Source organism: Paralimibaculum aggregatum, from assembly GCF_030270585.1.
Taxonomy (GTDB): Bacteria; Pseudomonadota; Alphaproteobacteria; order Rhodobacterales; family Rhodobacteraceae; genus Thermohalobaculum; species Thermohalobaculum aggregatum.
Genome location: NZ_BSYI01000117.1, coordinates 1 through 1,247 on the forward strand (window position 1 = coordinate 1; position 1,247 = coordinate 1,247).

Below are 1,247 nucleotides of genomic sequence, written 5' to 3' on the forward strand. Positions count from 1 at the left end.
TCACGCAGGGGCACGGGGAGACGCCCTCCACGGGAGCTGCAAGTCTTGTATGCGCGTTCCTGCCAGCGGCCACACGCAGCGCGCGGGAAAGGCTTCCTGACGCGAATTCACACTGTGCTGGCAATGCCGCTTTCCGCTTCGGTTGCGTTGATGACCAGCTTTCTGGAGTGGAGTGATGCTGTGGACGGGCTCGGCTCCCGTCGCGACCTTGTTTGTCGGTCGAGGACGCATTCCATAGGAGCCACATCGTGCATGCAATCTCGGTCGTCGGTCTCGATCTGGCGGAGAACACTTTCAGGTCCATGCGCTTGATGCGGAGGGCCGCCCCGCAATCCGTCGCGCGCTTCGGCGCGGGGCCGTGCTGAAGTTCTTCGCCGGTTTGTCGCCCTGTCTCGTTGGCATGGAGGTCTGCGCCTCGGTACACCACTGGGCGCGCGAGCTGAGTGCCATGGGGCATACCGTGCGCCTGATGCCGCCGCACTACGTCAAACCGTACGTGAAGAGGGGCAAGACTGACGCCGCAGACGCGGAGGCGATCGCCGAGGCGGTCACGCGGCCGACGATGCGCTTCGTCGGGATTCCCCCGGAGTACGGTTGCGTGAGACAGGCGATTGGGTGATGGCGGCCCCGGACAGGAGGGGCCACGATGGACGAATTGAGAGCTGGGGCGGGCGTGTCGGAGGGCGCCCATCACGCTGGCGCAGACGCGCCCGCCGCGCCGCGGAAGCGGCGCATGTCGGCGAAGCGCAGGCAGGAGGCGGTGTTTCGACTTCTGCGTGGTGAGGATCTCGAGCTTGTTTCGCGGGAGCTGGGCGTGACGGCTGCGGATCTGAGCGCCTGGCGGGACGATTTCCTGGCTGCCGGCGAGGCGTCGCTGAAGAGCCGGCCGGAGGACCACCGCGACCGCGAGCTGCGTGCCATGAAGGAGAAGATCGGCGACCTGACCATGGCCAACGAGCTCCTCGAGGCGAAGATCGACCGGATGGCGGGCGGCGTCCCTTTCTCCCGGCGGAGGTCGAGGCGATGAGCCGGACGGTCTCGCTCTCCGCGAAGCACGCCTACGGTCTGGCCCGCGTCTGCCGGGTGTGGCGGCTGAGCCGGGCGACGGTCTTCCGCCAGCTCCGGGCTGCCAACCGGGCACAAGCGCCGCGCTGCCGGCCGGGACCACGTGGCCCGATGTCCGACGACGCGCTGGCGGGCGAGATCCGGGCGCTGCTGGCCGCGAGCCCCTTTCACGGTGAAGGCTG

The 1,247-nt window shown here is 68.3% G+C and carries 1 protein-coding gene and 2 pseudogenes; all 3 read left to right on the top strand.

The window, feature by feature from the left end; translation table 11 throughout:
- Positions 1–248: 248 nt before the first annotated feature.
- Positions 249–580, top strand: a pseudogene (locus QSJ97_RS24530) (IS110 family transposase); the annotation flags it as partial.
- A 66-nt stretch (positions 581–646) separates the two neighbouring features.
- On the top strand, positions 647–1,027 hold the full coding sequence (locus QSJ97_RS24535; protein ID WP_285675134.1) for a transposase: 381 nt from the start codon (positions 647–649) through the stop codon (positions 1,025–1,027).
- A pseudogene (locus tag QSJ97_RS24540) lies at positions 1,024–1,247 on the top strand (IS3-like element ISMtsp5 family transposase); the annotation flags it as partial. The gene QSJ97_RS24535 and the pseudogene QSJ97_RS24540, both read left to right, overlap by 4 nt.